This is a genomic window from Pseudomonas sp. Marseille-QA0332 (assembly GCF_054950175.1).
This window is the reverse complement of sequence record NZ_CM143106.1, coordinates 1,580,571-1,606,238: the sequence shown is the minus strand read 5'-3', so window position 1 is coordinate 1,606,238 and position 25,668 is coordinate 1,580,571. Positions and strand designations below refer to the sequence as shown.

Genomic DNA, 25,668 nt, shown 5'->3' with positions numbered 1-25,668 from the left:
CGACCGCGCGGATCTTTATTGACCACGGTGGGCTCTTATTGGTTGTAACACCCTTTAGCCGATAGTCAAGGTCACGTGGCAGCTGCGTCGTCGGCGGCCTTTTGCGGTCAACCCACAACCTTAACCTGTCGATGTGATGAAATTCTTTCCATGCATGCATTCAGCCAGATTCGACTAACATTCAATCAGGATCGCCCGCAGTCGCATGAGGACGACGGTTCCGGCCTGGCAGTCCAGGAATCCAAGCCGATCCTGCAGGCGCCACCCATGTACAAGGTGGTATTGTTTAACGATGACTACACACCGATGGATTTCGTCGTCGAGGTGCTCGAGACGTTCTTCAGTCTGAACCGCGAGCTGGCGACCAAGATCATGCTGACCGTCCATACCGAGGGACGGGCCGTGTGCGGATTGTTTACCCGCGACATCGCCGAAACCAAGGCCATGCAGGTCAACCAGTACGCCAGGGAAAGCCAGCATCCGCTACTCTGTGAAATCGAGAAGGACGGTTAACGCCGACCACTTGGGTATGAGGTGAAGCTATGTTAAACCGCGAGCTCGAAGTCACCCTCAATCTGGCCTTCAAGGAGGCCCGTTCTAAGCGCCATGAGTTCATGACGGTCGAGCACCTGCTCCTGGCGCTCCTTGACAACGAGGCGGCCGCCACCGTTCTGCGCGCCTGTGGCGCGAATCTCGACAAGCTCAAGCATGACCTGCAGGAGTTCATCGATTCCACCACGCCCTTGATTCCGGTGCATGACGAAGACCGCGAGACCCAGCCGACCCTGGGTTTCCAGCGCGTGCTGCAGCGTGCCGTGTTCCATGTGCAGAGTTCCGGCAAGCGTGAGGTGACCGGCGCCAACGTGCTGGTGGCCATCTTCAGCGAGCAGGAGAGCCAGGCCGTGTTCCTGCTCAAGCAGCAGAGCGTGGCTCGAATCGACGTGGTCAACTACATCGCCCATGGCATTTCCAAGGTGCCTGGCCATGGCGCGCATGCCGACAGCGACCAGGACATGCAGGACGAAGAGGGTGGCGAGCCATCGGCCTCCGGCAATCCGCTGGATGCCTATGCCAGCAACCTGAACGAACTGGCGCGCCTGGGGCGTATCGATCCCTTGGTCGGGCGCGAGCAGGAGGTCGAGCGCGTGGCGCAGATCCTGGCGCGCCGGCGCAAGAACAACCCGCTGCTGGTTGGTGAGGCGGGGGTGGGCAAGACCGCGATTGCCGAAGGGCTGGCCAAGCGTATCGTCGACGGCCAGGTGCCCGACCTGCTGGCACAGAGCGTGGTCTACTCCCTCGACCTTGGCGCGCTGCTGGCCGGTACCAAGTACCGTGGCGACTTCGAAAAGCGCTTCAAGGCCCTGCTGGGCGAGTTGCGCAAGCGGCCGCAAGCGATCCTGTTCATCGACGAGATCCACACGATCATCGGTGCCGGCGCCGCCTCCGGCGGGGTGATGGATGCCTCCAACCTGCTCAAGCCGCTGCTCTCGTCGGGCGATATCCGCTGCATCGGTTCGACCACCTTCCAGGAGTTCCGGGGCATCTTCGAGAAGGATCGGGCGCTGGCCCGCCGCTTCCAGAAAGTCGACGTCACCGAGCCTTCGGTCGAGGATACCGTGGGTATCCTGCGTGGGCTCAAGGGTCGTTTCGAGTCGCACCATGACATCGAGTACAGCGACGAGGCGTTGCGCGCCGCTGCCGAGCTGGCTGCCCGCTACATCAATGACCGTCACATGCCCGACAAGGCGATCGACGTGATCGACGAGGCTGGTGCCTTCCAGCGCCTGCAGCCGGCCGGCAATCGCGTCAAGCGCATCGAGGTCGCTCAGGTCGAGGATATCGTGGCGAAGATCGCCAGGATTCCGCCAAAGCACGTCACCAGCTCCGACAAGGAACTGCTGCGCAACCTCGAGCGTGACCTCAAGCTCACCGTGTTCGGCCAGGATGCCGCCATCGATTCGCTGGCCACGGCGATCAAGCTGTCGCGTGCCGGGCTCAAGGCGCCGGACAAACCGGTCGGCTCGTTCCTCTTTGCCGGCCCCACCGGCGTGGGCAAGACCGAGGCTGCGCGCCAGCTGGCCAAGGCGTTGGGCGTCGAGCTGGTGCGCTTCGACATGTCGGAATACATGGAGCGGCATACCGTCTCGCGCCTGATCGGTGCACCGCCCGGCTATGTCGGTTTCGACCAGGGCGGTTTGCTGACCGAGGCGATCACCAAGCAGCCGCATTGCGTGCTGTTGCTCGACGAGATCGAAAAGGCGCACCCGGAAGTCTTCAACCTGCTGCTGCAGGTGATGGACCACGGTACCCTGACCGACAACAACGGGCGCAAGGCCGATTTCCGCAACGTGATCCTGATCATGACCACCAATGCTGGCGCCGAAACCGCCGCGCGTGCCTCGATCGGCTTCACCCAACAGGATCATTCGTCCGATGCGATGGAGGTCATCCGCAAGAGCTTCACGCCGGAGTTCCGCAATCGCCTGGATACCATCATCCAGTTTGGTCGCCTGAGTCACGAGACCATCAAGAGCATCGTCGACAAGTTCCTCATCGAACTGCAGGCGCAATTGGAGGACAAGCGTGTCCTGCTGGAAGTCAGCGACGAGGCGCGTGGCTGGCTGGCCACGAGCGGTTACGACGTGCAGATGGGCGCCAGGCCGATGGCTCGTCTCATTCAGGACAAGATCAAGCGGCCGCTGGCCGAGGAGATCCTGTTCGGCGAACTGTCGGAGCATGGCGGCATCGTTCACGTGGAACTGCGCGATGGCGAGCTGGTGTTCGACTTCGAGACCACGGCGGAGGTGGCCTGAGCCGCGTAAGTGGCAGGCCCCTGGCGGCAAGCTGCAAGCAAAAACGGATCGGCGCCGCACTCCCGCTCTTGCTTGTAGCGCATGGTCCATGTCTTGCAGCCAAAAAGAAGCCCGGCACATTGGCCGGGCTTCTTTTTGACAGCGACTTAGCGGGCGCGGTAGGTGATGCGGCCCTTGCTGAGGTCGTAGGGGGTCAGTTCCACCCGGACCTTGTCACCGGTCAGAATACGAATGTAGTTCTTGCGCATCTTGCCGGAGATATGCGCGGTTACGACGTGCCCGTTTTCCAACTCCACACGGAACATGGTGTTGGGCAGGGTGTCGACGACAGTGCCTTCCATTTCGAAGCTGTCTTCTTTCGACATGCAGTAGAGCCCTCGGTAATCCAGTGATCGCCCGACACGACAGCGCGTCAGGCAAAAAAGTGGCGTGGATTATGCCCGAAAACTGCGGGTCAAGCCAAGGATTTCAGTTGAGGCTGACCCAGCGCTGATTGATCAGCAGCTCGATTGGACGGTACTGGGTCTTGTAGTTCATCTTCTTGCAGTTCTTGATCCAATAGCCCAGGTAGACGGCATCCAGGTCCTGGCGCAGCGCTTCGGTGATCTGCCAGAGAATGGCGAAGCGACCCAGGCTGCGCCGTTCTTCTTGCGGTTCGTAGAACGTGTAGACCGCCGACAGCCCGTTAGGCAGGAGATCGCATACCGCGACCGCCATGAGGTGGCCGTCCAGGCGAAACTCGTAGAACCAGGAGAACGGAAGGTCGCGCACCAGGAACGTCGAAAACTGGTCGCGGCTGGGAGGGTACATGTCACCATCGGAGTGTCGCTGTTCGATATAGCGGCGGTACAGATCGAAGTATTCTTCCTTGAAGGCCGGGCGCGCGGCTGTCACTACCAGGTCGGCATTGCGCTTGAGGATGCGTTTCTGCTGCCGGCTGGGGATGAAGCGGGCGGCGGGGATCCGAGCCGGCACGCAGGCGTTGCAGTTCTGGCAGTGCGGACGATAAAGATGGTCACCGCTGCGGCGAAAGCCCATTTCGGACAGATCGGCATAGACATGCACGTCCATCGGCTGGCTGGGATCGAGGAACAGCGTGGTGGCTTGCTCCTCGGGCAGGTAGCTGCAGGAATGGGGCTGAGTGGCATAGAACTTCAAGCGCGCCAGCTCTGTCATGGTCGACCCCTCGGCAAGACGTTGCCCTCTAGTGTATGCCAGCTGGGAGAACTCGCCTAGCAGGCCCAGTTGACGGTGGCCGGCTGATCGAGATGGCGTGCCAGGTAGGTGGCGAAATCCGCCCGGTCGATGGAGCGGGCACCGAGGCTGCGCAGATGGTCGGTCGGCATCTGACAGTCGATGAGCACGAACCCGGCCTGCCGGAGATGCTCGACCAAGGTCACGAATCCGACCTTGGAGGCGTTGTCGGCACGACTGAACATTGATTCGCCGAAGAACAGCCTGCCCATGGCCAGGCCGTAAAGGCCGCCTACCAGTTCGCCCTGTTGCCGGACCTCGACCGAGTGAGCAACCCCCTGGCGGTGCAGCTGGCAGTACGCCGCCTGCATCTGCTCGGTGATCCAGGTGCCATCGGCATAGTCGCGCGGCGCCGCGCAGCCGGCGATCACGGCCGGGAAATCGGTGTCGAAGCTGACCTGGTAGCGCTGCTGGCGCAGCAGCTTGGCGAGCGAGCGGGAAACGTGCAGCTCGTCGGGGAACAGTACCGTGCGTGGATCGGGCGACCACCACAGCACCGGCTGGCCTTCCTGGAACCAGGGGAAGCAGCCGTGTCGATAGGCGTGGATGAGGCGCTCGGGACTGAGATCGCCGCCAGCGGCCAGCAAGCCGTTCGGCTCGTGCAGGGCCTTGTGCAGGGGCGGGAAGTCGAACGTGTCGCGATTGAGCCAGGTCAGCATGGTCTTTTTGCGGTGGGGGAGGGGTGGGGCGAGCATGGCCTGCGCGTGCGCGCAGGTCAATCTCCAGGCAGGCATCGGTGGCCACCAGGCGCGGGGCACGAAGGCATGCTGGCGCAACTTGCTGGCGGACTTGCTGTCACACCTGTGCAAAAACACAGCATAAGCCTTTGTCATGGAAGAAAATGCATGCTCAAATTACAGCCATGGGCCGACCGCCGCTGGTTGCTTCCTTGGCTGGCATTGCGCCATGACGACTGGCGGGTAGTAATGTTAAAAGTAGTGATTCATTGACTGTTCGTTTGGGTCGATCACTCTTGGACGCGCAGCGAGCGCAGGAATAGACGCGTTTTGAAGAAATCCACCACCTCTCCGACCCCTCTGCCCGTGCCCCAGTGGCGGCAGCATCTGCATTATCGCCTCAAGGAAGGTGCGCTGATTGCCGTGGGTGCATTGTGCCTGTACCTGTGGATGGCGCTGCTGACCTACGACACGGCAGACCCAGGGTTCAGCCACACCAGCAACGTCGACCAGGTGCAGAACGCCGCTGGCCGGGCCGGGGCCTACTTCGCCGACATCCTGTTCATGGTGCTCGGCTATTTCGCCTATATCTTTCCACTGTTGCTGGCGGTCAAGACCTGGCAGATCTTCCGCGAACGCCACCAGCCATGGCAGTGGAGTGGCTGGCTGATTTCCTGGCGCATGATTGGCCTGGTGTTCCTGGTGCTTTCGGGCGCCGCGCTGGCGCACATCCACTTCCATCCGCCGGCGGGCCTGCCGTTCTCCGCAGGCGGCGCCCTGGGCGAGAGCCTGGGCGACCTGGCGCGCAACCTGTTGAACGTGCAGGGCAGTACCCTGGTGTTCATCGCCTTGTTCCTGTTCGGCCTGACGGTCTTCACCGACCTGTCCTGGTTCAAGGTGATGGACCTGACCGGCAAGCTCACCCTGGACCTGTTCGAGCTGGTGCGTGGGGCAGCCAGTCGCTGGTGGGAAGCGCGCAACGAGCGCAAGCGTCTGGTCGCCCAGTTGCGCGAGGTGGACGAGCCGGCCCCGCGGCGCGAGCCGGTGGCTCGTCCTGTCGCACCGGCACCTGCGTCGGTGCAGCCGATGCAGCCGATGCAGTCGGCGCAAGAGAAGCGCGAGCAGCCCAGGCCGCGGGAGCGTGTCGTCGAGCCCGACGAGGCTTCGACCCGGCCCGTCGCCGCGCCACCGGCCCGGCCCCAGCCACAGCCTGCCCCCGCGCCTGTCATCGTGCCGCCGACCGCCAGGACAGCCGAGCCGAGCAAGCGCATCGAGAAGGAAAAGCCCGCTCCGGTCTTCGTCGACAGTGCCGTAGAAGGCACGTTGCCATCGATTTCCATCCTCGATCCCGCCGAGCAGAAGAAGATCGAGTATTCGCCAGAGTCGCTGGCTGGCGTCGGCCAGTTGCTGGAAATCAAGCTCAAGGAGTTCGGGGTCGAGGTGTCCGTGGACTCGATCCATCCAGGGCCAGTGATCACCCGCTACGAAATCCAGCCGGCCGCCGGGGTCAAGGTCAGTCGCATTTCCAACCTGGCCAAGGACCTTGCCCGTTCCCTGGCGGTGACCAGCGTGCGGGTGGTCGAGGTGATCCCGGGCAAGACCACCGTAGGTATCGAGATTCCCAACGAGAATCGCCAGATGGTGCGCTTCTCGGAAGTGCTGTCCTCGGCGCCCTACGACGAGGCGAAATCGCCGGTCACCCTGGCCCTGGGCCACGACATCGGTGGCAAGCCGGTCATCACCGACCTGGCCAAGATGCCGCACTTGCTGGTCGCCGGTACGACCGGTTCCGGCAAGTCGGTGGGCGTGAACGCCATGATCCTGTCGATCCTGTTCAAGTCCAGCCCGCAGGAGGCCCGCCTGATCATGATCGACCCGAAGATGCTCGAGCTGTCGATCTACGAAGGCATCCCCCACCTGCTTTGCCCGGTGGTCACCGACATGAAGGATGCCGCCAACGCGCTGCGCTGGAGCGTGGCCGAGATGGAGCGGCGCTACAAGCTGATGGCTGCCATGGGCGTGCGCAACCTGGCCGGCTTCAACCGCAAGATCAAGGATGCCCAGGACGCCGGCGAGACGATCGCCGATCCGCTGTATCGCCGCGAGAGCATGGATGACGAGCCGCCGGTGCTCAAGACCCTGCCAACCATCGTGGTGGTGGTCGACGAGTTCGCCGACATGATGATGATCGTCGGCAAGAAGGTCGAGGAGCTCATCGCCCGTATCGCCCAGAAGGCCCGAGCCGCCGGCATCCACCTGATCCTGGCGACCCAGCGGCCGTCGGTCGACGTGATCACCGGCCTGATCAAGGCCAACATTCCCACGCGCATGGCCTTCCAGGTATCGAGCAAGATCGATTCGCGGACCATCATCGACCAGGGCGGCGCCGAGCAGCTGCTCGGTCACGGGGACATGCTCTACATGCCACCGGGCACCAGCCTGCCGATCCGGGTGCATGGTGCTTTCGTGTCCGACGACGAGGTTCACCGCGTGGTCGAGGCCTGGAAGCTGCGCGGCGCGCCGGACTACAACGACGACATCCTCAATGGGGTCGAGGAAGCCGGCAGCGGCTTCGACGGTGGTGGCGCCGGAGGCGGCGACGGCGAAGACTCCGAGACCGATGCCTTGTACGATGAAGCCGTGCAGTTCGTTCTGGAAAGCCGCCGCGCTTCGATCTCCGCCGTGCAGCGCAAGCTCAAGATCGGTTACAACCGCGCCGCGCGCATGATCGAGGCGATGGAAATGGCCGGCGTGGTCACCCCGATGAACAGCAATGGTTCCCGGGAAGTGATTGCACCCGGCGGCCCACGCGATTGATGATCACCCTGACGGGCGCCGTCGTGGCGTCCGTTCCATTCACTGTTCGACGAGGATTTCCATGCGCGCGATTCGCATGCTGTTGGCATCTGCCCTGGCCGTGGCCACCCTGCCGGCGCACGCCGACGAGAAGGACGTGGCCAGGCTGACCCAGTTGCTGGAAAAGTCCCAGACCATCGAAGCCCGGTTCTCCCAGCTGACCCTGGATGCCAGTGGCACCAGCCTGCAGGAGACCAGCGGGCAGATGGCGGTCAAGCGCCCCGGGCTGTTCTACTGGCATACCGACGCTCCGCAGGAGCAGGTGGTAGTGTCCGATGGTCAGAAAGTCACCCTGTGGGACCCGGACTTGGAGCAGGCGACGGTCAAGAAGCTCGACGTGCGGCTGAGCCAGACCCCGGCCCTGTTGCTCTCTGGCGATGTCTCGAAGATCAGCCAGAGTTTCGATATCAGCTCCAAGGAACAGGGCGAAGTCATGGACTTCACGCTCAAGCCCAAGGCCAGGGACACGCTGTTCGATTCGTTGCGCGTGTCGTTCCGGCGTGGCCTGATCAATGACATGCAGTTGATCGACAGCGTCGGCCAACGCACCAACATCCTGTTCAACGGGGTGAAGGCCAATGGCGCCATTGCCGCTGGCAAGTTCCAGTTCAAGATCCCGGAAGGCGCCGACGTCATCCAGGAATAAAGACCATAGAGAGCCCGCCATGGACCTGTTTCGAAGCGAACCTGTCGCCCAGCCCCTGGCTGCCCGGTTGCGCCCGTCCAACCTGGACGAGTACGTGGGCCAGGAGCACCTGCTTGCGCGCGGCAAGCCGCTGCGCGAGGCGCTGGAGCAGGGCGCGTTGCATTCGATGATCTTCTGGGGGCCGCCCGGGGTCGGCAAGACCACCCTGGCGCGGCTGCTGGCACGATTCTGCGATGCGCATTTCGAAACGGTCTCGGCGGTGCTGGCCGGGGTCAAGGAGATTCGCCATGCGGTGGAAGTCGCCAGGCAGCAGGCCGGCCAGTACGGACGGCGGACCATCCTGTTCGTCGACGAGGTCCATCGCTTCAACAAGTCCCAGCAGGATGCCTTCCTGCCCTTCGTCGAGGATGGCACCTTGCTGTTTATCGGCGCGACCACCGAGAACCCCTCCTTCGAGCTGAACAATGCCCTGCTGTCGCGCGCCAGGGTGTATGTGCTCAAGAGCCTGGACGAGCCGGCGCTGCGCAAGCTGGTCGAGCGTGCGCTGAGCGATGAGCGCGGCTTGGGAAAACGTCGGCTGCGCATCGCTGACGACGCGTTCCAGATGCTCGTGGCAGCTGCCGATGGCGATGGACGGCGCATGCTGAACCTGCTGGAAAACGCCTCCGACCTGGCCGAAGACGGTGCCCAGATTGGTGTCGAGCTGTTGCAGAACCTTCTGGGCGATGGCCGGCGCCGCTTCGACAAGGGCGGTGAAGCGTTCTACGACCAGATTTCGGCATTGCACAAGTCCGTGCGCGGTTCCGATCCGGACGCCGCCCTGTACTGGTATGCGCGCATGCTCGACGGTGGCTGCGACCCGCTGTACATCGCCCGGCGAGTGGTACGCATGGCCAGCGAGGACATCGGCAATGCCGACCCGCGGGCCCTGAGTCTGTGCCTGGCTGCCTGGGACGTGCAAGAGCGGCTGGGCAGCCCCGAAGGCGAACTGGCCGTGGCGCAGGCCATCACCTACCTGGCCTGCGCTGCGAAAAGCAATGCCGTCTACATGGGCTTCAAGGCCGCCAGGCGTGACGTCGCCGAGCACGGCTCGCTGGAAGTGCCGCTGCACTTGCGCAACGCGCCCACCAAGTTGATGAAGCAGCTCGGTCACGGCGACGAGTACCGTTATGCCCACGACGAGCCCGAAGGCTATGCCGCCGGCGAGGACTACTTCCCCGAGGCGTTGCAGCCACGTCCGTACTACCAGCCGGTGCCCCGTGGCCTGGAACTCAAGATAGGCGAGAAGCTGCGCCATCTCGACGAACTCGACCGTGGCAGCCCCCGACAACGGAGGAAACCATGATCGGCCTGCTCGTCTCGGTCAGCCTGGCCGGCATCGCCGGCACGCTGCTGCGCTTTGCCGCAGGCAACTGGGTCAGCGCCCACTGGCCTCGGCACTTCTACCTGGCCACGCTGACAGTCAACCTGGCTGGTTGCCTGGTCATCGGCGTGCTCTACGGTGTTTTCCTGAGCCGGCCGACGCTGCCGATCGAACTGCGGACCGGGCTGATCGTCGGTTTCGTCGGCGGGCTGACCACTTTTTCCTCCTTCTCCCTTGACACCGTGCGCCTGCTCGAGAGCGGGCAGGCGCCGCTGGCCTTCGGTTATGCTGCAGCCAGTGTACTGGGCGGGCTGCTCGCGACCTGGGCCGGCCTGTGCCTGACCAAAATCTGAACAACACATCTATAACGAGAGAACCCAATGCTCGATTCCAAACTGTTACGCGGCCAACTTCAGGAAGTGGCGGATCGCCTGGCCTCCCGTGGCTTCAGCCTGGATGTCGCGCGCATCGAATCCCTGGAAGAGCGCCGCAAGTCGGTGCAGACCCGTACCGAACAGTTGCAGGCCGACCGTAACCGTATTTCCAAGTCCATCGGCCAAGCCAAGGCCAAGGGCCAGGACATCGAGCCGCTCAAGGCCGATGTCGACCGCATGGCAGCCGAACTCGCCGCTGGCAAGGTCGAGCTGGACGAGATCCAGGCCGAGCTCGATGGGATCGTGCTGACCATCCCCAACCTGCCCGATTCCAGCGTGCCGGTAGGCAAGGACGAAGATGACAACGTGGAGGTGCGCCGCTGGGGCACGCCGCGCCAGTTCGACTTCCCGGTCAAGGATCACGTCGCCCTGGGCGAAATCAGCGGCGGCCTGGATTTCGAAGCGGCGGCCAAGCTGTCCGGTGCACGTTTCGCCGTGCTGCGTGGCCCGATCGCGCGCCTGCACCGCGCCTTGGCGCAGTTCATGATCAACCTGCACACTGCCGAGCACGGCTACGAAGAAGCCTATACGCCCTATCTGGTCCAGGCGCCAGCCCTGCAGGGCACTGGCCAGCTGCCCAAGTTCGAGGAGGATCTGTTCAAGATCTCCCGCGACGGCGAGGCCGACTTCTACCTGATCCCGACCGCCGAGGTTTCCCTGACCAATCTGGTCGCCGGGGCCATCCTCGATGCTCGTCAGCTGCCCATCAGGTTCGTCGCCCATACCCCTTGCTTCCGGAGTGAGGCGGGCGCCTCCGGCCGTGACACGCGTGGCATGATCCGCCAGCATCAGTTCGACAAGGTCGAGATGGTTCAGGTGGTGGAGCCGTCGAAGTCCATGGACGCGCTCGAAAGCCTGACCGCCAATGCCGAGCGGGTGCTGCAGGCGTTGGAACTGCCGTATCGCGTGCTGTCTCTGTGCACGGGAGACATGGGTTTCAGTGCGGTCAAGACCTATGACCTGGAAGTCTGGGTGCCAAGCCAGGACAAGTACCGGGAGATCAGCTCGTGCTCCAACTGCGGCGACTTCCAGGCGCGCCGCATGCAGGCCCGCTGGCGCAACCCGGAAACCGGCAAGCCGGAACTGGTGCACACCTTGAATGGTTCGGGCTTGGCCGTTGGCCGCACCCTCGTGGCCGTGCTGGAGAACTACCAGCAGGCCGACGGCTCGATTCGTGTTCCCGAAGTGCTCAAGCCCTACATGGGCGGCGTCGAGGTCATTCGCTAAATGGATTACCTGCCGCTGTTCCACAAGCTGCAGGGCAGCCGGGTACTGGTGGTCGGTGGCGGCGAGATCGCCTTGCGCAAGGCGCGATTGCTGGCCGATGCCGGCGCCGCCTTGCGCGTGGTCGCGCCGCAGGTCGACAGCCAGCTCGCCGAACTGGCTGGCCAGGGGGGCGGGGATGTCCAGGTGCGTGGCTACCAGGTCGGTGACCTGGAAGGCTGTCGCCTGGTCATTGCCGCGACCGATGACCCAGCGCTCAACGCCCAGGTTTCGGCCGACGCCCAGCAACGCTGCGTGCCGGTCAACGTGGTCGACGCACCGGCTTTGTGCACGGTGATCTTCCCAGCCATCGTCGATCGCTCGCCGTTGGTGGTCGCCGTGTCCAGTGGCGGCGATGCGCCGGTTTTGGCACGCCTGATCCGGGCCAGGCTCGAGGCGTGGATTCCCGCTGCCTACGGCGAGCTGGCCGGACTGGCGGCGCGCTTCAGACACAAGGTCAAGTCGCTCTATCCGGACGTCAACCAGCGGCGCGGATTCTGGGAAACGGTGTTCCAGGGGCCGATCGCCGAACGCCAGCTGGCCGGGCAGGGGGGCGAGGCCGAGCGACTGTTGCAGGCCATGGTCGAGGGGGCGCCGGTACAGCAGGGTGGCGAGGTCTATCTGGTCGGCGCAGGTCCCGGAGACCCGGACCTGCTGACCTTCCGCGCCTTGCGTCTGATGCAGCAGGCTGACGTGGTGCTCTACGACCGGCTGGTGGCCCCGGCGATCATCGAGATGTGCCGGCGTGATGCCGAGCGGATCTATGTCGGCAAGCGTCGCGCCGAGCATGCCGTGCCGCAGGAGCAGATCAATCGCCTGCTGGTCGATCTGGCCCGCCAGGGCAAGCGGGTTCTGCGACTCAAGGGGGGCGACCCGTTCATCTTCGGGCGGGGTGGCGAGGAAATCGAGGAACTGGCCGAGGAGGGTATTCCCTTCCAGGTCGTGCCTGGCATCACCGCAGCCAGTGGCTGCTCCGCCTATGGCGGTATCCCGTTGACGCACCGGGATCACGCGCAGTCGGTGCGTTTCGTCACCGGTCACCTGAAGGACGGCACCAGCAACCTGCCATGGCATGATCTTGTGGCGCCAGCCCAGACCCTGGTCTTCTACATGGGGTTGGTCGGCTTGCCGACCATCTGCGCCGAACTGATACGCCATGGCCGAGCTGCCAGTACGCCAGCGGCGCTGGTACAACAGGGTACCACCCGCAACCAGCGAGTGTTCACCGGCACCCTGGCGGACCTGCCCGAGCTGGTGGCGCGCCATGAGGTGCATGCGCCGACGTTGGTCATCGTCGGGGAAGTGGTGAAGCTGCGTGACAAGCTGGCCTGGTTCGAAGGGGCACAGAACGACTGAGTCTTGGGCCCGCTGTGCGGGCCATCGTGGCAGCCTCAGGATCTGTCAGAAGGGACCCGACGATGGCACGCAAGCACCACCGGCACCAGCGGCCGCCTTTCACGCCTGCCAGATCCCTCGTCCCGGCAGGCGTTCGCGATCGTGCGGGGCGCTGAAGTCCTGTGCCGGCCCCTTGGGCACGATGCCGTTCGGGTTGATGCTCTTGTGACTGAGGTAGTAGTGTTTCTGGATATGCTGCATGTCCACCGTCTGCGCTACACCCGGCCATTGGTACAGCTCGCGGAGCCAGTTGGACAGGCTCGGGTAGTCCGCCAGCCGACGTAGGTTGCATTTGAAGTGGCCATGGTAGACCGCATCGAAACGGACCAGCGTGGTGAACAGCCGGATGTCGGCTTCGGTCAGGTACTCGCCGGCCAGGTAGCGCTGTTGGCCAAGCAACTGCTCGAGACTGTCCAGTTCGGCGAACAGCTGGTCGAAAGCGTGCTCATAGGCCTGCTGGCGGGTGGCGAAACCGGCTCGGTAAACACCATTGTTCACGGCAGGATAGATGCGTTCATTGAGCGCATCGATACGCGCTCGCAAAGGTGCCGGATACAGATCCCGAGTATTTCCAGTCAAGGCATCGAAGGCGTGGTTGAAGATCCGAACGATTTCTGCCGATTCGTTGTTGACGATGCGCTGGCACTGCTTGTCCCACAGCACCGGCACGGTCACGCGGCCGGTGTAGTGCGGATCGTCCCGGGTGTAACGTTGGTGCAGGTAGTCGAAACCATCCAGTGGGTCTCCCGTGGAACCCTGGCTGCGGTCGAAGGTCCAGCCTTGTTCGCCCATCAGCCAGCTGACCACCGACACGTCGATCAATGGGGCCAGCCCCTTGAGCGAACGCATGATCAGTGTTCGATGGGCCCAGGGGCAGGCAAGCGAGACGTACAAGTGGTAGCGGCCGGCTTCGGCGGCTGGCAAGGCGTCACGGCGCTGGGCTTCTTCGCGCTGGAAAGCGCCATCCTTGCCGTTCTCGTACCACTGGTCATGCCACTGGCCGTCGATCAAAAGACCCATTTCGAGCTCCTCGAAAAACACATTGGTTGGCGTTGGAGCTCAGTGTAGGGCCTGCCGTTCGATGAAGACGCGCAAATACTGCCGCGATCCTATCCAGTCAGTCGATAGGTTTACGGGCGACCCAGTACTCGCGAGCCCTGTCCAACGCCTGTTCGCGCTCATGACCCAAGCCGCGCAGGGCCAGCGCCATGGTTGCGATCGTCGCCAATTCACCGTAGCTGTCCTGCGCTTCGCCGCGCCATACCGCCAACAGGTGCTGCGGCTCCAGGCTGGCTGGCTTTACGTGGCGTTGCGGGCTCAAGGCCGGCCATTGCTCGTCCCACGCCTGGCCGCACGTGGCACCGTACAGGTGACTGGTGACATCCGGGTTGATCTCGATCTCCCCGCCGTCGCCCTTGATCACGATCGCATGGTCGCCGAGCAGGCAGCTGGCCTGGCGATGTACCGCCTGATAGCCCGGGTGGAAGATGCTCTGCAAGGCGCACCGCGCGCCCAGCGGGTTGAGCACTCGCGCCAGCGAATGGATGGGCGAACGCAGCCCGAGGGCACTGCGCAGGTCGATCATCTGCTGCAATTGCGGTGACCAGTCCTGGAGCGGGTGGAAGGCCAGGCCATGCGCGTCCAGGGCCGCTGCCACCGCATGCCAGTCGCGGCAGAGCGGGATCCGCAACAGCTCGAGCAGTTGTTCGGTATACAGCCGTCCGGCAGTGTGGGCGCCGCCTCCATGCAGGAAGATGCGCAGGCCGTTGCCCGCCAGGCACCTGGCGGCGAGCAGGTACCAGGGCAAGTGGCGTTTCTTTCCGGCGTAGCTGGGCCAGTCCAGGTCCACGGCGATGCGTGGCGCCTGCAACCATGCGCGCAGCGCTTCGGTGAAGCCGGCCAGTTCTTCGGGCGTTTCTTCCTTGTGCCGCAACAGCATGAGGAACGCCCCGAGCTGCGCCTGCTCGACCTGGTCGGCGAGGATCATGGCCATGGCGCTGCGGGCTTCCTCGCGGGTGAGTCCGCGGGCGCCGCGCTTGCCTTTGCCGAGAATGCGCACGAATTCGGCGAATGGATGTTCTGCCGGTGTCTGCAGGATCAGGGGGAGAGGTTCGTTCATATGCAGTTGGTCGGCTTGGGCAGGCCTGCCAGCTTGGCGGCAAGCTTGGCAGGTGTGCCGTTGAACAGGCGGTTGAGGTGCGGGCTGTTGCCCTTTTCCGCGCCCAGATGCAGCGCGGCATACTTGATCAGTGGGCGGGTGGCCGGGGAAAGCTGGTACTCGTGATGGAACCGGCGCAGCAGTTCAAGTATTTCCCAGTGTTCGGCGCCCAGGGCGATACCTTCCCGTTCGGCCAGGGCCTGTGCCACTTCGGGGGACCAATCGGCCAGCTCGACGAGAAAACCGTCCTTGTCCAGGGCTATCTGCCGGGCGCCAACGATGAGTCTGTTCATAGCCAGGTATTGACCTTGTCGTAGCGCAGGGTCAGCTCGACGAAGCCCGGATAGTCGACGACCTCGGCCAGCTCGTCGGCAATGGCTCGCGCCTGCAGATCCTCGGCGAGAACGAACAGCCGGCCTTGCAGGGCAGCGGCGCCGAGGGTCTGGCAAGGTTCGCTGCCGGGGCGCAAGGCCTGAACGCCGTCTCCACACAGCAGCAGGCCATCACAGGCGCCCATGACACGCAGGCAGCTGCGCAGGCGCTCGTCGCCATGGGGGGAATGGGCTATCACGTGCAGGGTCGTGCTCATAAAGTGATCACCTGATCGAAGCGGGCCAGCAGGGTTCGGATCTGATCGGCCTCGAGCCGCTCCACGGGCAGGACCAGCGCGCTGGCCGCCAGGCCCCTGGCGCTCAGGCTCCGGGTGCAGGCGAACAGTTGCTCGACGCCGAACATGGGTAACGCCTGCAGGTTGGCGCCGAGGTTCTTCTGCTCCAGCAGGGCCGGTTGCTGCTGGTCGACGAGCTGGAATACGCCATCGTCCAGGAACAGCATGGCGATCGGCAGATCGAAGGCACCGCCCGCTAGGGCGATGTCCAAGGCTTCGCGCGCCCCAGGACCGCTCCAGGGCGCCTGGCGACTGATGAGCAACAAGGACTTGTGCATGTCAGTCTCCTCCGAAGCAGACCAGGCGGTCGGCGAGCTGGGCCGCTTCGTGCAACTGACCGAGCCCCGACAGCTCCCAGGGCGCAACGAGATTGACCGCGTCGCGTTGGTAGCGGCTGGCTTGCGCGGCATCCAGTACGCCGCGGCGCAGCGCCGCGGCGATGCAGACCACGGCGTCAAGCTGCTTCTCGGTGATGAAAGCCTGCCACTGGGCGGCGATGTCGACTTCGTCCTGGGGCACGACTACGTTGGCCGAGGCGCTGTGTACGCCATCCTGGTAGAAGAACAGCCGTTCGATCCGATGGCCGCTGGCGAGCACTGCTTCGGCAAAACGCAGCGCGCGGCGCGAGGAGGGCGCATGGGCCGGTGAAAAAACCGCGATGGCGAATCTCATGGGGGACTCTTCGTGGAAACTGCCGCCATCATAAAGCAAAACGCACGCGTCACCATCATGCTCGGTTGTCCGGGCCTGGCCTGGCTTGGCCATTCAAGGCCTGAGCCAACACCTGGAAAATCCGCGTGTCAGCGCACTGGGCGACGTTGAAGCGCAGAAAATCGCTGGCGCCCCTGGACTGGCTGAAGGCATTGCCCGGTGCCAGCACCACGCCCTGTTCCAGGCAGGCCCGCGCCAGGCTGGCCGCATCCTGCCCATGCGGCAGCCGACACCAGGCGAACATGCCCGCGCGAGGTACCAGCCACGGCTCGATGCCGATTGCCCGCAAGCGCTGGAGCGTGCGGGCCATCTCCTGGCCCAGGCGCCGCCTTATGCTTTCCAGGTGTCGGCGATAGCCACTGTCGGTCAGTGCCGACAGTGCCAGGTCGGCGGCCAGGCGCCCGCCGCCGAAGGACGTGGCCAGCTTGAGATCCACCAGGCCGTCGATCCAGTCGCCTCGCGCGGCAATGTAGCCGCAGCGTAGCGAGGCCGACAGGGTCTTGGAGAAGCTGCCGGTCTGGATCACCCGCGACAGGCCGTCGAACGCCGCTAGCCTGGGCGTCAGGCTGACCTCGAAATCGGCGAAGATATCGTCCTCGACGATGACCAGGTCGCTTGCGCTGGCCAGGGTGAGCAGCCGGTGGGCCACCGCTGGCGAAAGCTGCGCGCCGGTCGGGTTGTGGATGCCTGAATTGGTGATGTAGAGCCTGGGCGCATGGTGCTGCAGTGCCAGGGCGAAAGCTTCGGTGTCCGGCCCCAGCGGGGTGTAGGGAATGCCCACGATCTTGACCCGATGCGCCTTGAGCAGTGCATGGAAATTGAAGTAGCACGGGTCGTCGACCAGCACGCAGTCGCCAGGCTCGAGCAAGAAACGGCAGATCAGGTCGATGGCCTGGGTCCCCGACTCGGTCAGCATGATCTGCTCGGTCGATGACTCGATGCCCAACCCCAGCAGGCGACGGCACAACACCTGGCGAAGTGCAGGGCTGCCCAGGGGCGTCGCATATTCGACCAGCCCGAAGGCATCGCTGCGGGCCAGCTTGCGCAGTGCCCGACGCATTCCCGCTTCGTACATCCAGTCCGGCGGCAGCCAGCCACAGCCGGGCCTGAGCATGGTGTCGGACGAGTCGAGCGCCTGGCGCGAAATCCAGGAAGGATCGACTTCCCGGTCGAGCCTGGGGCCCAGCCGGGCGAGTGCCAGCGGCGCCAGCGGCCCGGCGACGTAGAAGCCCGAGCCTGGACGGGCGCTTATGGCGCCCTCGGCCGCGAGTCGATCATAGGCTTCGAGGACCGTCGACACCGAGCATTGCATCGCCCGCGCCTGGGCGCGTACCGAGGGCAGGCGGGCGCCCGGCAGGTAGGCACGGGCAGCGATCCGTGCCTGGATATCATCGATCACGCGCTGTATGCGGCTACCGTCCCTTTTCATCGCACCACTCACTGTTAGGGTTTTCCAAGCATAACAGTTTCGAGAAATTGTGCTGGATTGTATCTGACCGGAAAACGCCGCGGATGCTTTACTGGAGCTCGACCAGAAAAGGAGCAGGGCATGCAAACGAGCACGAACGGCTGGCTTAACGGGCTGGCTGGCGTCGTCATCTTCGCCGGTTCGCTACCGGCCACCCGTATAGCGGTCACCGACTTCACGCCAGTGTTTCTCACCAGTGCCCGAGCCAGCATTGCCGCCATGCTGGGCCTTTGCATGCTGCTGATGCTGCGCCAGTCCCGGCCAAGGCTCGCCGAGCTGCCTTCCCTGGGGTTGGTGGCGTTGGGCGTGGTGATCGGCTTTCCCTTGCTGACTGCCCTGGCGTTGCAATACGTCACTTCGGCCCACTCGATCATCTTCGTTGGCTTGCTGCCGTTATGCACGGCGATCTTCGGTGTGTTGCGCGGTGGCGAGCGGCCGCGGGCTGGGTTCTGGCTGTTTTCCGCGCTGGGCGGCATGCTTGTGGCGGGCTACGCGATGCGCGGCGCTGTGCAAGTGTCCCTGGCAGGGGATCTGCTGATGGCCTTGGCCGTCATCGTCTGCGGCCTGGGCTATGCCGAGGGCGCGCGTCTGTCGCGCAGCCTGGGCGGCTGGCAGGTGATCAGCTGGGCACTGGTACTGGCGCTGCCCTTGATGCTGACGATGGCCTTGCTCAGCGCACCCGCTTCGTTCGGCACGATTGGCGCACCCGCCTGGCTGGGCTTGGGCTATGTGGCGATCTTCAGCATGCTGGTCGGGTTCGTGTTCTGGTATCGCGGCCTGGCCCAAGGCGGCATCGCCGCGGTCGGGCAGTTGCAGCTGTTGCAACCCTTCATGGGGCTGGGACTGGCGGCGTGGCTGCTTGGCGAGCAGGTCAGTCTGACGATGCTGCTGGTCAGTCTTGCGGCAGTGGCTTGCGTGGCAGGCGCCAGGCGATTCGCTCGTTGAAACCGCCTGCCTGATGCGGCGACCGGTGCTGCACCCTGGCGGCGCGGCGCCAGGTGCATCGGTCGGGCAAGCAGCGATCAACGATGGGAGGCAGGGTATTCCACGCTGCAGATCCAGCGGTGATCGTGCCGGTAAGGCGCTCGGGTGAAGATGATGTCGGAAACCAAGGTCAGGCCGCGCTCCTGAAGCGCCTCGGTCAATTGCACGAGTGTCTCTGCTTCGATAGTCATTGCTGTTACCTCGTCAGATTTACTGCGTTCATGCTTCTTGACTGGGGCGTTTCCGGGAGGATTCAGTTTTTTTCCGGATCGGGAGATCAGCCGCGACAACCGGTCGTTTCGTCGTCCGCCTGTCTGTCCGAGGACACTTTTCACGAGGCGCGTGCCTCATGCTCCCAGGCGCGGACGTCCCTGCGTGGTATAGCGCAGAGTGATCATGCTGATCGCAGCTATCGGTCGAGCCCATCGATACGTGGCATGCGAGAACACAACCGCCGAACCGGCCGAAAGGCTTCGCATCTTGCCCGAGCAGTACGCAGCGGCCGGGACCTGGGCTGGGCACAGTATGGCCTGAAGCCGATCAGCCAAGCCCAGGGATGCATTTTAGGAAGAGGGGAGCGGCAGAATGCCGGAGTGGGGCGCGACAGGTATGCAACCTCGGCATGAGGGTCTGATGCGCCTGAAGGCGCTGTCCGGTCATCCGAAGCGTGTTTCGGGCGTGAGTTTCGGAAGTGTTCCGAAAAGCTTTTGGAAGTGGTGCCTTTTCAGGCCGCTGAAAGCCGCCTGCCAGAAGGCTCCAGAAACGAAAAAGGCCCTGATTTCTCAGGGCCTTGAGTATGGCGGAAGCGTAGAGATTCGAACTCTAGGATAGTCGCCCATCGACGGTTTTCAAGACCGTTGCCTTAAACCACTCGGCCACGCTTCCGGATACAGCGGCGGCAATCATACCTCAATGAAACAAGCTGTCAAACTCTCTATGTCGCTGATTGCAGAGGCTCTGTTATGCTTCCTGCATCCAAACGTTTCAAACCTGGACCACATACCACAGGAGCGTCCCCATGCGCGAACAGGATTATGCCGTCAACCACGGCCAGCAGGTCGAACAGCAGGAGGTCAGCCGCGTCCTGCGCAATACGTACAGCCTGCTGGCGCTGACCCTGGCCTTCAGCGGCGTCATGGCCTTCGTCGCTCAGCAGATGCGGGTCGGCTACCCGAACGTCTTCGTCGTGCTGATCGGCTTCTATGGCTTGTTCTTCCTCACCGCCAAGCTGCGCGATTCGGCCTGGGGTCTGGTCTCGACCTTCGCGCTGACCGGCTTCATGGGCTTCATCCTCGGTCCGATCCTCAACCGCTACCTTGGCATGAGCGGTGGCGCGGAAGTCGTCAGCTCGGCCTTCGCCATGACCGCGCTGGTCTTCGGTGGGCTGTCGGCCTACGTACTGATCACCCGCAGGGACATGAGCTTCCTCAGCGGCTTCATTACCGCCGGCTTCTTCGTTCTGCTCGGCGCGGTGATCGCCAGCTTCTTCTTCCAGATCAGCGGTCTGCAACTGGCCATCAGCGCTGGCTTCGTGCTGTTCTCTTCGGTCTGCATCCTGTTCCAGACCAGCGCCATCATCCACGGTGGCGAGCGCAACTACATCATGGCCACCATCAGCCTTTACGTGTCCATCTACAACCTGTTCGTCAGCCTGTTGCAACTGTTCGGCATCATGGGCCGCGACGACTGATCCAGCGTTTTTCAAGGCAAGGCCCGCTTCGGCGGGCTTTTTGCTGTGCGTGTCCTGAATGGAGGGCATCACCGTCAAACTCTGCCCGACGCCTCTTTGCCAATCCCGTCGCGGCTCGTAGAATGCGCTCCCCTTTTTCCTCTGGCAGAACCTTGCATGAGTTCCATCGAGCACGGGCCGAGCGCCGCCGCGTCCACCCATGGCAACAACGAATTGGTACTGGGCCTTGAAGACAAGCCGCGATTGCTGATTGGTCTGTTGGCGGCATTGCAACATCTGCTGGCGATCATCGTACCCATCGTCACGCCTGGATTGCTGATCTGCCAGGCTCTCGGCGTTTCGGCGCACGACACCAACCTGATCGTCTCGATGTCACTGGTGATCTCAGGTATCGCCACATTCGTGCAGTGCCGGCGCTTCGGGCCGTTCGGCGCGGGTCTGCTGATCGTCCAGGGTACCAGCTTCAACTTCGTCGGGCCGCTGATAGCCGGTGGCGCGCTGATGGTGCAACAGGGCACCCCGGTCGAAGGCGTGATGGCTGCCATCTTCGGCGTGGTGATCGCCGGCTCGTTCATCGAAATGGGCGTCTCACGCATCCTGCCGTTCATCAAGCGCCTGATCACGCCGTTGGTGACTGGCATCGTGGTGCTGATGATCGGGCTTACGCTGATCAAGGTCGGTCTGATCAGCATGGGCGGGGGCTTCGCGGCGATGGGTAACGGCACCTTCGCCAACGGCGAAAACCTGCTGCTGTCCGGTGTGGTGCTGGCAATCATCATCGTGCTCAATCGAATGCCGCTGGTGTGGATGCGCAGCTGCGCCATCGTGATCGCCCTGGCCGCCGGTTATGCCTTGGCCGGCTACCTGGGACGTCTGGATTTCACTGGCATGCACCAGGCCGCCTGGTTCCAGGTGCCGACACCGCTGCACTTCGGCATTGGCTTTTCCTGGACTTTGTTCATTCCGATGCTGGTGATCTATCTGGTGACCTCGCTGGAGGCCATCGGCGACGTGACCGCTACCAGCAAGGTATCGCGCCAGCCCGTGGAAGGCCCGATATGGATGCAGCGAATCAAGGGGGGCGTGTTGGTCAATGGTGCCAACTCGTTGCTTGCGGGTCTTTTCAATACCTTCCCCAGTTCGATCTTCGCGCAGAACAACGGTGTCATCCAACTGACCGGCATCGCCAGTCGCCATGTCGGGATCTGGATCGCCGTCATGCTGGTGCTGCTGGGGTTGTTCCCCAGTGTGGCCGGTATCATCCAGGCCGTGCCAGAGCCGGTGCTCGGTGGGGCCGCCATGGTCATGTTCGGCGCCGTGGCCGCCTCCGGCATCAACATTCTGGCCAGCGTCCGCCTGGATCGCCGCGCATTGCTGATCATCGCTGTCTCCCTGGCGCTCGGCCTGGGCGTGGCGCAGGTTCCGGAGTTCCTCGCGCACATGCCATCGGCATTGCGCAATGTGCTGGAATCGGGCGTGGCCACCGGGGGGCTGTGTGCGCTGTTGCTGAACTGGTTCCTTCCAGACGGCAAAGACCCCGCCTGAACGGTTGCTGCCTGGCGGCAACTGAAATTTCCGCCAGGCCTCATCCTGTCGCCAACGTCTTGCCGATTATCCGATTCACTTCACAAAACCGTGACGGCAAGTTGAATAACGACTCGCTTGCGCTAGTGTCTCTGACGAAAGATCAATAAGACCAAAGTCGCAGGAGCGCAGACATGAGAATACGCGGAGATCTTTTCTGGTCGTGGGCGGATCCGACCCTGCATCATCGAACCCACCCGGAAACCTTGGACGACGGCACCAGTATCGATGTCCAGGTGCGGCTATCGCGTACCGGCGCGACGCAGATGTTCATCGGCGTGTATGCGGCTTCTGGCATGGCGCTTCATGAGGAGGCCTACGATACCCGTCCGGGCGAGTCCATGACCAGGGCGCTGGCCTGGGGTGTGGGCCGGGCGCGTCGAATCGCCATGGAGCGGGCCTGCCTACCGGTGCAGTTGAACCACAGTGCGCCCGCTGCTCTCGAAGCCTGTATATCAAACAGAGGGTAAATAGCCATGGACAAGAACACGGGTAGTACCGCACCACAGCGACGCCAGCCTGGCGAGGTGGAGCGGGACAACGACGCCGCGCATACCGATACATCGCGCTCGGACGACGGCAAGACCACCGCCCAGCAGACCGGGCGCAGCGAAGGTGACAAGCCAGGGGCGCCTGGACACCACTGATCTGCCAGATCATGCGGACCTGCGCGCCCGCGCCGTGGTGCGATGAGCACGTTCATTCCCTGAGCGTGAACAAGGCCAGCATGATCCCGAATCGAACTGATCTGCTTTTTTTCCAGCTACCTGCATCTGTAACCGTATCAGTCCAGGAGCGACACTATGCCTGGCCCGCCGCTCTGTCCGAGCGGTGCGGCCATGAATCGCCAGGCCTGGGCCTTGTTGGCCATGGCAACAGATCGCAGAGGTTCGAATGGGCAAGCTTGCTTTGTTTCTCGGAGGTTTCCTGATCCTGACACTCGTCATTGGCCTGCTGGGGACCATACCGCCAGGTTGAGCCACGCATGGCCGTGCTGAGGCTAGAAGGGCTGCGTCTTCAAGGCATGTACGACAAGTCGCGAGCGTACGGAGGAAACTGTCCACAAAAATCGTGGGTAGGTCTGTGGATAAAGCGCTGGAGACAGCGCCGATGGCGGGCTCTGTTAATTTGGCCAGATTTTAATCAGTCCCCTGGCCCGCCGATCAGGACGGGGGTTGGCCGTTCAGCCTAGCCTCTACGCAGGACGGTGGCGCCGCGCTTGTCCTGGTCATCCTTGCAAGCCGGTCCTTGCGCTCGCTCCACACGATTGCGTCCCAGCGCCTTGGCTCGGTACAGCGCGTGGTCGGCCCGCTCCAGAAAAGTCTCCAGGCCCGGGGCCGGAGCACCTGCCTCGCAGCCGTAGTAGCCTATGCTGACCGTGATGCGCAAGGTCCGGTTGCTGTTGACCAGCGGCATTTCCTGTACCGCGCGGCGCAAGCGCTCGGCGGTGAAGCAAGCCTGCTCCGGAGGCAGGCCGGGTAGGGCAATGGCGAACTCTTCACCGCCGAGGCGAGCGAACAGATCCTCCGTACGCAACTGGTCCTTCACGGTGCTGGTGAAATCACGCAGCACCTGGTCACCGGCGGCATGGCCATGCTGGTCGTTGATCGTCTTGAAGTGATCGATATCGAGCATCATCAAGGTCACCGGTGAACCTGAGGCCTGGCGTCGACGGTTTGCCAGCAACGTTCCTGCACGCTCGTGGAATGCGCTGCGGCTGAGTGCCCCGGTCAGGTCGTCGAGCGTGGCTTGGCGCTGCAGGCGCTCCAGCAGGTTACGGTTGGCATGGCTGACACAAGCGACCACCAGTGGTCCGAGCACCAGCATGGCGATTCCCAGGCGGGCCGACATCAGCGCGTCTATGCCTATCTCGGCACCCGGTGAGCTGAAGCGCAGCAGGTCCTGGGCCACGGCCGTGATCAAGGTGCTGCCAGCGAACATGGTCAGCAAGGCGACCAGGAAGGGCGAGTAACTCAGGGCGCACCAGAGCAGCGCGGCGATTGGGAAGGCGATGGCGCCCGGCCCGCCCACCATCAGGCTCAGGCTCAGCGAGACGGCCAGCAAGAGCAATGGCGCCAGTCTGACAGGCCGGTCGGTGGCGCGCCGCAGCGCCCCGGGAGAGGGCGCGGTGAGCAGCGCTGGCAGAACCAGGATGGCGGTGGAAAACTGTTCGCTGAACCAGCTTAGCCAGGTTGTCCGCAATGGTTCGGCAAACCATGCGATCGAAGCCACGCAAGCCAGGCTGGCTGCCATTGCCGCCGCGGCGGCGCTGGCGACGCACAGATCGCGCACGGCCTGCGGCGTGCGCAGCTTGCGATGTGCTCGAGCAGCCCTGGCCAGGACAAGCCAGGCGCTGAAGATCGCGCCGAGATTGCAGAAGTTGTACCACACCGCAGGCAGCCAGGCGCTACCGCAGGCCAGATCGGCACCCGTCATGGCCAGGTAGATCAGCAGGAAACCGCGCGGTGTCGCCTGGCGCGGGTAACGCAGAAGCACACCAACCAGCACGGCATTGACAGGCCAGAACAAGGACAGCGATTCGATAGGCCTGGCGAGGATGCCTGCCAAGGTCAAGACAAAGGTCAGGCCGACCAGGAACATGCTTGGAAGCAAACGGGAAGTGGCTGGAAACACCATGGTCTGGACCGACAAGCGGGAAACGGTAACCAGGCATTGACAGCAGACCTGGAAGGACGTTCTGGCAGTGTGGGCAAGCCGCCAGTTGATGTCAATTGGATATTATCTTGGCGCGATTGCCGGGAATCATGTCGACGCAGCTCCTCGCAAGGCGCGTTCAAGCTCGGGGTGTAGCCGCAGGCAAAGCCGTCGGGCCGGCTCATGCCTCTGGTGCGCTCAGGCCAGGTAGCCACCGTCGACATTGATCACCGTACCGGTCGTATAGCTGGAGGCATCGCTCGCCAGGTAGAGCACGGCACCGGCCATTTCGTCCGGCTTGGCGATTCGCTTGAGCGGAATCTGCCGCAAGGCGCTATCGAGGATGCCCGGGTTGTTCACCAGCGCCGAGGCGAACCGGGTATCGGTCAAGCCGGGCAGCAAGGCATTGCAACGAATGCCGAACGGCGCGCACTCCTTGGCGAACACCTTGGTCATGTTGATCACCGCGGCCTTGGTGATCGAATAGATGCCTTGGCAGAGGCCAGGTGACACGCCGTTGATCGAAGCCACATTGATGATGCTGCCGCCTCCTTGCTCACGCATGAGCTTGCCGGCTTGCACTGACATGAAGAAGTAGCCGCGAACGTTCACGTCGACGGTTTTCTGGAAGGCGCCTGGATCGGTGTCCAGCACATGGCTGAATTGGGGGTTGGTGGCCGCATTGTTGACCAGGATGTCCAGGCGGCCGAACCGTTCGCGCAAGCTGGCGAAGGTAGCCTGGATCTGTTCCGGCTCGCCGATGTGACAGGCGATCGCCGTGGCCTGGCCGCCAGCGGCCACGATCGCATCGGCGACCTGTTGGCAGCCCTCCGGCTTGCGACTGGAGACGATCACATGGGCGCCCTGGCGCGCCAGCAGGTGAGCGATTGCTTCGCCGATTCCCCGGCTTGCACCGGAAATGAAGGCGATCCTGCCGTCGAGGTCGAACATTTCGGTCCTGTGCATGTGAAATTCCTCTTGAGCGAGTCGGGGCCGGGTGGCGAGTCGTCGGTAATGGTCGTGCGCGGCCAATCTGCAAGCGTGCCTCAT

At 63.4% G+C, this 25,668-nt stretch carries 26 protein-coding genes and 1 tRNA gene; 13 read left to right on the top strand and 14 right to left on the bottom strand.

What is annotated here, in order from left to right; translation table 11 throughout:
- The first annotated feature begins 150 nt into the window (after positions 1 to 150).
- Both clpS and clpA read left to right on the top strand, forming a co-directional pair.
- Positions 151 to 513 carry an ATP-dependent Clp protease adapter ClpS gene (gene clpS / locus ACY8GK_RS07535; protein WP_196179015.1) on the top strand — a complete coding sequence of 121 codons (363 nt, stop codon included), beginning with the start codon at positions 151 to 153 and terminating at the stop codon, positions 511 to 513.
- A 29-nt stretch (positions 514 to 542) separates the two neighbouring features.
- A complete protein-coding gene (clpA, locus tag ACY8GK_RS07530; protein ID WP_196179013.1) occupies positions 543 to 2,813 on the top strand; it encodes an ATP-dependent Clp protease ATP-binding subunit ClpA in 2,271 nt (756 codons plus the stop codon).
- A 146-nt stretch (positions 2,814 to 2,959) separates the two neighbouring features.
- Here the strand turns inward: clpA and infA are convergent, their stop codons facing one another.
- The 3 genes from infA to aat all read right to left on the bottom strand — a co-directional run bounded on the left by infA (position 2,960) and on the right by aat (position 4,726).
- Entirely contained in the window at positions 2,960 to 3,178 is a 219-nt protein-coding gene (infA, locus tag ACY8GK_RS07525; protein WP_002553999.1) for a translation initiation factor IF-1, read from the bottom strand.
- Positions 3,179 to 3,281: 103 nt separating this feature from the next.
- Complete coding sequence (locus ACY8GK_RS07520; protein ID WP_196179011.1) at positions 3,282 to 3,989, bottom strand: arginyltransferase; 708 nt, start codon at positions 3,987 to 3,989, stop codon at positions 3,282 to 3,284.
- Positions 3,990 to 4,045: 56 nt separating this feature from the next.
- On the bottom strand, positions 4,046 to 4,726 hold the full coding sequence (aat, locus tag ACY8GK_RS07515; RefSeq protein WP_196179192.1) for a leucyl/phenylalanyl-tRNA--protein transferase: 681 nt from the start codon (positions 4,724 to 4,726) through the stop codon (positions 4,046 to 4,048).
- Positions 4,727 to 5,074: 348 nt separating this feature from the next.
- Here aat and ACY8GK_RS07510 point away from each other — a divergent pair, with 348 nt between their 5' ends.
- The 6 genes from ACY8GK_RS07510 to cysG all read left to right on the top strand — a co-directional run bounded on the left by ACY8GK_RS07510 (position 5,075) and on the right by cysG (position 12,662).
- Positions 5,075 to 7,561, top strand: coding sequence for a DNA translocase FtsK (locus tag ACY8GK_RS07510; RefSeq protein WP_196179010.1), 2,487 nt, complete (start codon positions 5,075 to 5,077; stop codon positions 7,559 to 7,561).
- 61 nt (positions 7,562 to 7,622) lie between these two features.
- Positions 7,623 to 8,246, top strand: a complete 624-nt coding sequence (gene lolA, locus ACY8GK_RS07505; RefSeq protein ID WP_196179008.1) for an outer membrane lipoprotein periplasmic chaperone LolA — start codon at positions 7,623 to 7,625, stop codon at positions 8,244 to 8,246.
- A 19-nt stretch (positions 8,247 to 8,265) separates the two neighbouring features.
- A complete protein-coding gene (locus ACY8GK_RS07500) occupies positions 8,266 to 9,591 on the top strand; it encodes a replication-associated recombination protein A (RefSeq protein ID WP_196179006.1) in 1,326 nt (441 codons plus the stop codon).
- On the top strand, positions 9,588 to 9,962 hold the full coding sequence (gene crcB, locus ACY8GK_RS07495) for a fluoride efflux transporter CrcB (RefSeq protein ID WP_196179004.1): 375 nt from the start codon (positions 9,588 to 9,590) through the stop codon (positions 9,960 to 9,962). The genes ACY8GK_RS07500 and crcB overlap by 4 nt, the downstream gene beginning before the upstream one ends.
- A gap of 27 nt (positions 9,963 to 9,989) precedes the next feature.
- Positions 9,990 to 11,270, top strand: coding sequence for a serine--tRNA ligase (gene serS / locus ACY8GK_RS07490; RefSeq protein WP_462402737.1), 1,281 nt, complete (start codon positions 9,990 to 9,992; stop codon positions 11,268 to 11,270).
- Positions 11,271 to 12,662 (top strand): siroheme synthase CysG, encoded by a 1,392-nt coding sequence (gene cysG, locus ACY8GK_RS07485; RefSeq protein WP_196179001.1) that lies wholly within the window; start codon positions 11,271 to 11,273, stop codon positions 12,660 to 12,662.
- Positions 12,663 to 12,761: 99 nt separating this feature from the next.
- On the opposite strand, the gene ACY8GK_RS07480 is transcribed toward cysG, so the two are convergent.
- The 7 genes from ACY8GK_RS07480 to ACY8GK_RS07450 form a co-directional block, all read right to left on the bottom strand.
- Positions 12,762 to 13,721 (bottom strand): glutathione S-transferase family protein, encoded by a 960-nt coding sequence (locus tag ACY8GK_RS07480; protein ID WP_462402736.1) that lies wholly within the window; start codon positions 13,719 to 13,721, stop codon positions 12,762 to 12,764.
- Between the two features lie 97 nt (positions 13,722 to 13,818).
- A complete protein-coding gene (locus tag ACY8GK_RS07475) occupies positions 13,819 to 14,820 on the bottom strand; it encodes a glycosyl transferase family protein (RefSeq protein ID WP_462402735.1) in 1,002 nt (333 codons plus the stop codon).
- Complete coding sequence (locus ACY8GK_RS07470; protein ID WP_196178996.1) at positions 14,817 to 15,152, bottom strand: TusE/DsrC/DsvC family sulfur relay protein; 336 nt, start codon at positions 15,150 to 15,152, stop codon at positions 14,817 to 14,819. Before ACY8GK_RS07470 ends, ACY8GK_RS07475 begins: the two co-directional genes overlap by 4 nt.
- The gene (gene tusB / locus ACY8GK_RS07465; RefSeq protein WP_462402734.1) at positions 15,149 to 15,448 is read right to left on the bottom strand and encodes a sulfurtransferase complex subunit TusB; all 300 of its coding nucleotides are present in this window, start codon (positions 15,446 to 15,448) and stop codon (positions 15,149 to 15,151) included. The genes ACY8GK_RS07470 and tusB overlap by 4 nt, the downstream gene beginning before the upstream one ends.
- A complete protein-coding gene (tusC, locus tag ACY8GK_RS07460; RefSeq protein ID WP_196178992.1) occupies positions 15,445 to 15,804 on the bottom strand; it encodes a sulfurtransferase complex subunit TusC in 360 nt (119 codons plus the stop codon). The genes tusB and tusC overlap by 4 nt, the downstream gene beginning before the upstream one ends.
- Before the next feature lies 1 nt (position 15,805).
- Complete coding sequence (gene tusD, locus ACY8GK_RS07455; RefSeq protein ID WP_196178991.1) at positions 15,806 to 16,198, bottom strand: sulfurtransferase complex subunit TusD; 393 nt, start codon at positions 16,196 to 16,198, stop codon at positions 15,806 to 15,808.
- 55 nt (positions 16,199 to 16,253) lie between these two features.
- A complete protein-coding gene (locus tag ACY8GK_RS07450) occupies positions 16,254 to 17,666 on the bottom strand; it encodes an aminotransferase-like domain-containing protein (RefSeq protein WP_196178989.1) in 1,413 nt (470 codons plus the stop codon).
- 120 nt (positions 17,667 to 17,786) lie between these two features.
- Between ACY8GK_RS07450 and ACY8GK_RS07445 the strand changes: the two genes are divergently transcribed.
- The gene (locus ACY8GK_RS07445; protein ID WP_196178987.1) at positions 17,787 to 18,650 is read left to right on the top strand and encodes a DMT family transporter; all 864 of its coding nucleotides are present in this window, start codon (positions 17,787 to 17,789) and stop codon (positions 18,648 to 18,650) included.
- 77 nt (positions 18,651 to 18,727) lie between these two features.
- Here ACY8GK_RS07445 and ACY8GK_RS07440 read toward each other — a convergent pair whose 3' ends face one another.
- Together ACY8GK_RS07440 and ACY8GK_RS07435 are read right to left on the bottom strand one after the other, a co-directional pair.
- Positions 18,728 to 18,880 carry a hypothetical protein gene (locus ACY8GK_RS07440; RefSeq protein WP_196178985.1) on the bottom strand — a complete coding sequence of 51 codons (153 nt, stop codon included), beginning with the start codon at positions 18,878 to 18,880 and terminating at the stop codon, positions 18,728 to 18,730.
- Positions 18,881 to 19,486: 606 nt separating this feature from the next.
- A tRNA-Ser gene (locus tag ACY8GK_RS07435) sits at positions 19,487 to 19,574 on the bottom strand.
- Positions 19,575 to 19,707: 133 nt separating this feature from the next.
- Here ACY8GK_RS07435 and ACY8GK_RS07430 point away from each other — a divergent pair.
- From ACY8GK_RS07430 to ACY8GK_RS07415, 4 genes are all read left to right on the top strand, one after another.
- Positions 19,708 to 20,379: a Bax inhibitor-1/YccA family protein gene (locus ACY8GK_RS07430; RefSeq protein WP_196178983.1), complete on the top strand. Its 672-nt coding sequence runs from the start codon at positions 19,708 to 19,710 to the stop codon at positions 20,377 to 20,379.
- Positions 20,380 to 20,535: 156 nt separating this feature from the next.
- Complete coding sequence (locus ACY8GK_RS07425) at positions 20,536 to 21,924, top strand: nucleobase:cation symporter-2 family protein (protein ID WP_196178981.1); 1,389 nt, start codon at positions 20,536 to 20,538, stop codon at positions 21,922 to 21,924.
- A gap of 173 nt (positions 21,925 to 22,097) precedes the next feature.
- Positions 22,098 to 22,433 (top strand): hypothetical protein, encoded by a 336-nt coding sequence (locus tag ACY8GK_RS07420; RefSeq protein ID WP_462402733.1) that lies wholly within the window; start codon positions 22,098 to 22,100, stop codon positions 22,431 to 22,433.
- A gap of 6 nt (positions 22,434 to 22,439) precedes the next feature.
- Entirely contained in the window at positions 22,440 to 22,610 is a 171-nt protein-coding gene (locus ACY8GK_RS07415; RefSeq protein WP_196178978.1) for a hypothetical protein, read from the top strand.
- 541 nt (positions 22,611 to 23,151) lie between these two features.
- Here the strand turns inward: ACY8GK_RS07415 and ACY8GK_RS07410 are convergent.
- Both ACY8GK_RS07410 and ACY8GK_RS07405 read right to left on the bottom strand, forming a co-directional pair.
- On the bottom strand, positions 23,152 to 24,615 hold the full coding sequence (locus tag ACY8GK_RS07410; protein ID WP_462402732.1) for a GGDEF domain-containing protein: 1,464 nt from the start codon (positions 24,613 to 24,615) through the stop codon (positions 23,152 to 23,154).
- Positions 24,616 to 24,816: 201 nt separating this feature from the next.
- Entirely contained in the window at positions 24,817 to 25,584 is a 768-nt protein-coding gene (locus ACY8GK_RS07405; protein ID WP_462402731.1) for an SDR family oxidoreductase, read from the bottom strand.
- Between the last annotated feature and the right edge of the window lie 84 nt (positions 25,585 to 25,668).